Annotated in this window: 6 protein-coding genes; 2 read left to right on the forward strand and 4 right to left on the reverse strand. The window is 69.6% G+C overall.

The genetic code is table 11. The features are described 5' to 3' along the window. Window positions 1-996: ABC transporter permease (locus tag RMP08_RS05110; RefSeq protein WP_310467918.1), on the reverse strand; the 996-nt coding region annotated here is incomplete at its 3' end. Further along, window positions 993-1,922, reverse strand: coding sequence for an ATP-binding cassette domain-containing protein (locus RMP08_RS05115; RefSeq protein ID WP_310467919.1), 930 nt, complete (start codon window positions 1,920-1,922; stop codon window positions 993-995). The genes RMP08_RS05115 and RMP08_RS05110, both read right to left, overlap by 4 nt. Window positions 1,923-2,040: 118 nt before the next feature. On the opposite strand from RMP08_RS05115, the gene queG reads away from it, so the two are divergent. Beyond that, window positions 2,041-3,099: a tRNA epoxyqueuosine(34) reductase QueG gene (queG, locus tag RMP08_RS05120; RefSeq protein WP_310467923.1), complete on the forward strand. Its 1,059-nt coding sequence runs from the start codon at window positions 2,041-2,043 to the stop codon at window positions 3,097-3,099. On the opposite strand, the gene RMP08_RS05125 is transcribed toward queG, so the two are convergent. Then, window positions 3,063-3,413, reverse strand: a complete 351-nt coding sequence (locus tag RMP08_RS05125) for a hypothetical protein (RefSeq protein ID WP_310467920.1) — start codon at window positions 3,411-3,413, stop codon at window positions 3,063-3,065. The genes queG and RMP08_RS05125 overlap by 37 nt on opposite strands. A gap of 98 nt (window positions 3,414-3,511) precedes the next feature. Between RMP08_RS05125 and RMP08_RS05130 the strand changes: the two genes are divergently transcribed. Further along, window positions 3,512-4,504 (forward strand): adenosine kinase, encoded by a 993-nt coding sequence (locus RMP08_RS05130; RefSeq protein WP_310467921.1) that lies wholly within the window; start codon window positions 3,512-3,514, stop codon window positions 4,502-4,504. A gap of 58 nt (window positions 4,505-4,562) precedes the next feature. Here RMP08_RS05130 and RMP08_RS05135 read toward each other — a convergent pair. Beyond that, window positions 4,563-5,156, reverse strand: a 594-nt coding sequence (locus RMP08_RS05135) for an amino acid permease (protein ID WP_310467922.1), incomplete at its 5' end; no start/stop codon positions are given.

Here is a 5,156-nt window from a genome sequence, read left to right on the forward strand (position 1 = left end):
GGTGCTGGTCGCATCCCCCACCGCCGAGGCGGCAAAGCCGAACACCAGCACCTGCGCCATCGTCACCGGCATCGACAGAGTCTGCACTTCGCGCACGGTCGATGCCTGGGCGCCGATGCCGAGGAACACCGAGCCGAGCAGCAGATAGCTCATCGCGAAATAGACCAATGTCAGCCCGAGGAACGCCGGCCAGCCGACCGCCGGCTCGGTCATCGCCGACAGCCCATGCTCGGCGTACAGCGCGATCCCCGCCGCGCCGGCGGTGGTCCACACCGTGATCCCGAGCAGCGACATCGCCAGCATCGCCATCAACTTGCCGAGGAAGATCGCGTCGACCGGCACCGCCGCCGCCAGCACCTCGATGATCTTGTTCGATTTCTCCTCGATCAATTGCGACAGCAGCATGCCGGCGAGGAGGATGGTGAGGAGGAACAGCAAGGCCTGGCCGGCCTGCGCGGTGAGTGCGCGGTACGAGGCGAGCGAGCCCGACGAGCGCTGCGTGATCTTGACTTCCAGCGGCGTGCCGGGCGCCGGCGGTGCCGCCCCCATCCGCCGCGCGTCCTCGACCATCAGCCGGAGCTGCCCGACGGTATTGCCGTCTTCGGACACCGCGCCGGTGAAGCGCGGCCGGTCGAGGCCGCCTTCGAGCACGCCGAGCACCGGTGGCGCTTGCGATTTGAGCAGGCGTGCGCGATGCGCTGCCGGGTCGCCGGCCGGCGGGTAATGCGCAAGGCGGATGATCGGCGCCTGGCGCAGGCCGGTCGCCAGCCGCTCGCGCGCGGCGGCAATGGCGCGATAGTCCTCGGCGCTGGCGACGACCGCCACCGTCGGCTGCTCGGCCGTCGCGGCAATCCGCCCGCCGATCGAGCCGAACAATGCCCCCATCGCGATCGGGAACAGCGGGCCGAGCAGGAACAACAGGAACGCGCGTGAAAATACGGTCGCGGTGAAATCACGGCGGGCGATGACGAACGAGGCGCGGATCATCTCCATCATGCCGCCCCCTCCACCCCGTCCATCTCGGCCACCGCGTCGGGGCCGGCGATGGCGACGAACGCGTCATGCAGCCCGGGCCGCTCGATCGCCAGCGTCTCGATTCCCGCGCCGCCGTCGATCAGCGCTTTGAGCAAAGGCTCGGGCCCGCCGCGCGGCAGCTCGAAGATCCATTCGCCGCCGTCCTGCCGCGCGCTGGCCGGGATTGCGGCGCGCCACGGGCCGTCGGTCGCGCGGGTGCGCAGGCGGACGATCGGCCGCAATTTGCGGCGCGCCTCGTCGACGCTGCCCTCGAACGCGACCTTGCCCTTGGCGATGATCGCGATCCGCTCGCACAGCCGCTCGGCGTGGGCGATGACATGGGTCGAGAAGATGATCGTCGCGCCGGCGTCGGCCTGGGCGCGGATCAGCGCCTCGAGCCGTCCCTGGTTGATTGCGTCCAATCCCGAAAAGGGCTCGTCGAGCACAATCAGCCGCGGGCGGTGGACCAGAGTGCCGAGCAATTGCACGGTCTGCGCCATGCCCTTCGACAATGTGCGAATCGGCTTGTTCGCCCATTCGGAAAGGCCGTGCCCGTCGAGCAAGTCGTCCGCCCGGCGGCGGCCTTCGCGCAGTGGCACCCCACGCAGCGCGCCCATGAAGGCGATCCCGTCGCGCGCGGTCATCGACGGGTACAGCCCGCGCTCCTCGGGCAGGTAACCGACCAGCCGCGCCGCCTCGAGCGGGCGGGCATGGCCGAGTACCGAGCGCGTCCCCGACGACGGCTCGATCACGCCGAGCAGCATGCGCAAGGTGGTGGTCTTGCCCGCGCCGTTAGGGCCGAGCAGGCCGTAGATCGTCCCCGCCGGCACCGCGAGGCTGACCCCGTCGACCGCGCGGGTGTCGCCGAACTCCTTGACCAGTTCGATCGCCTCGACCGCATGATCCATCAATCCCCGTTCGTGCTGAGCCTGTCGAAGCACTGCTTTTCCTTGAACAGAGAAGGGCAGCCCTTCGACAAGCTCAGGGCGAACGGAGTAAGCGTGACGCGTGTCTAATGCCGCTCAGCTGAAAGAAGCAATAAAGGCCGAAGCCCAGCGCCTCGGGTTCGCCGCGTGCGGCTTTGCCCGGGTCGATGGCGAGTGGCAGGCCGGGCACGACCTGACGCATTGGATCGCCGCCGGGCACCACGGCTCGATGGGGTGGATGGAGGAACGCGCGCACCACCGGGTGTCACCGCTTGCGCTGTGGCCCGAGGCGCGCAGCGCGATCGCGCTGGGGATGAGCTATGCGCCGGCGACCGACCCGCTGGCGCTCGCCGGGCATCCCGAGCTCGGCCGCATTTCGGCCTATGCCCAGGGCGGCGATTATCACAAGACAGTCAAGAAGGGGCTCAAGGCGTTGGCGCGGTTGATCGTCGCCGCCGCGCCATCCGAACTCAAAGTGTTCGTCGACACCGCTCCGGTGATGGAGAAGCCGTTGGCGCAAGCGGCGGGGATCGGCTGGCAGGGCAAGCACACCAATTTGGTCAGCCGCGAGCATGGCAGCTGGCTGTTCCTCGGCATCATCTTGACCAGCCTCGAGTTTGAGCCCGACGTCCCCGAGGCCCCAGCTTACCATTGCGGGACGTGCCGCCGCTGCCTCGACGCCTGCCCGACCAACGCGTTCGACGGCCCCCACCGGATCGATGCCCGCCGCTGCATCTCCTATCTGACGATCGAGCATGACGGGCCGATCCCGCACGAGTTCCGCGCCGCGATCGGCAACCGCATCTATGGCTGCGACGATTGCCTCGCGGTGTGCCCGTGGAACCGCTTCGCCGAAGCCGCGAACGCCAACCGCGCGTTCGCCGCGCGCGCCGAGCTCGCCGCGCCGCGCCTCGCCGATTTGCTCGACCTCGACGATGCGGGGTTTCGGGAGCTGTTCGCGGGATCGCCGATCAAGCGCATCGGCCGCAATCGCTTCATCCGCAACTGCCTGATCGCCGCCGGCAACAGCGCCGACCCCGCGCTAGCCGAGCGCGTGCGGCCGCACCTCGCCGATCCCGACCCGGTGATTGCCGAGGCCGCGGCGTGGGCGCTCGATCAGCTTCACACCTTGCGGAACGCGGCGATGCAGCTGCGCTGATCGACCTCGTTGCCGCCGCGGTTGCGGGTATCGACGTGAACGACTTTCTCCGTGCCGCGCGCATCGAGCGGCGGGTAGACGTAGGCGTCGAGCACGCAGGCTTGGTTGCGGAACTGGAACTTGGTCCCGCTGCCCTCGCGAATTTGCAGCGCGGGGATGCCGAAGCGGTCGATCAGCTCGGCCGCGGTCATCCCCAGCACGTCGCTGCGCACCTGCGGCACGGGCGCGGAAACGGCGACCGGAGCGGGCGGAGGATCGGGCGCGGTGGCGCAGGCGGAGAGCATGAGCGTGGCAAACAGGGCAAGGCGGCGCATGGCGCGATGATGGCCGGGCGGCGGCGGCGGCGCAAGCTTGCCGCGCCTTCCCCACGCGGCTAGGCGGCGCGCTTTCCCGCCCCATCAGAAAGACGCATATGCCCAGCCACCGCCTCGACGTGCTCGCCATCGGCAACGCCATCGTCGATGTCATCGCCGACGCCGACGACGCCTTCCTCGCCGCGCAGGGGGTCGAGAAAGGCTCGATGCGGCTGATCGACGAGGACGAGGCGGCGCGGCTCTACGGCGAGATGCGCCCGGGCCGGGAGGCGAGCGGCGGGTCGGCCGCCAACACCGTCGCCGGACTCGCCGCGCTGGGGCTCACCGCCGGCTTCATCGGGCAGCTGGGCGACGACCAGTTGGGGGAAATCTTCACCCACGACATCCGCAGCCTCGGCGTCGCGTTCGACACCCCGCCGCGCGGCGATGCCGCCACCGCGCGCTGCCTGATCCTGGTCACCCCCGACGCCCAGCGCACGATGAACACTTTCCTCGGCGCCGCGCAGACCCTCGCCCCCGACGCGATCAACCCGGCGCGCGTCGCCGACGCCGCGATCCTCTACCTCGAAGGCTATCTGTGGGACCCCGAGACCCCGCGCGCGGCGATGTACGCGGCGATCGACGCGGCGCGCGCGGCGGGGACCAAGGTCGCCTTCACGCTCTCCGACAGCTTCGTCATCGCCCGCCACCGCGGCGACTTCGTCAAGCTGATCGAGGCCGGCCAGATCGACATATTGTTCGCCAACGAGGCGGAAATCCTGATGCTCGCCGATGAGGCGGAGTTCGACGCCGCGGTCGACGCGGTGGCGGCCAAAGTCCCGCTGCTCGTCGTCACCCGCTCCGAGCACGGCGCGGTGGCGCGGGCCGGCGCCGAGCGCGCGTCCGTCCCGGCCGAGCCGATCGCGCGGCTGGTCGACACCACCGGCGCCGGCGACTTGTTCGCCGCGGGTTTTCTCGCCGGCCACGTGCGTGGGCTCGGGCTCGAAAAGTCGCTCAAGCTCGGCGCGATCGCGGCGGCCGAAGTCATCCAGCACTACGGCGCGCGGCCCGAAGCCGATTTGAAGGCGCTTGCCGGCGACTTGCTCGCCTAGCGGACGAACGAAGGGCGGCCCGTCTCCGGACCGCCCTCCATCCAATTCGCCAATGCGGCTATGGCTTGACGATCGGCTTGCCGTCGGGGCCGATCGCGGCGTCCTCGGGGAAGTAGGGCGTCTCGCCGTCGGCGGTCACGGTATGGCCCTTGGCGAGCTCCGAATTGCGCATGCCGTAGACGAAGTAGAGCACCATGCCGCCGACCACGTACCAGAAGAAGAAGGTCAGCACGTTGGGCGGGACCGAGGTGATCAGCCAGATGCAGCTGATGATCCCGAGCGCGGGCACCACCGGGTACAGCGGGACCTTGTAGCCGCGCGGGATCTCGGGGTGGGTGCGGCGCAGCCAGATCACCGTCATGCACACGATGGCGAACGCCGCCAGCGTCCCGACCGACGTCGCGTCGCCGAGGAAGTTGATGTCGAAGAAGCCCGCCGCGGTGGCGACCGCGAGGCCGACCAGCAAGGTGTTGATCCACGGCGTGCGGAACTTGGGGTGGACGCGGGCGATCACGCGCGGCAGCAGGCCGTCGCGTGCCATGGTGTAGAAAATGCGCGTCTGGGCGTACATCAGCACCAGGATGACCGAGGTCAGGCCGATGATCGCGCCGACCTTGATGGTCGAGGCGAACCACGCCCATTGCGGCCCGAA

Source organism: Sphingomonas sp. (assembly GCF_031426035.1).
Taxonomy (GTDB): Bacteria; Pseudomonadota; Alphaproteobacteria; order Sphingomonadales; family Sphingomonadaceae; genus Sphingomicrobium.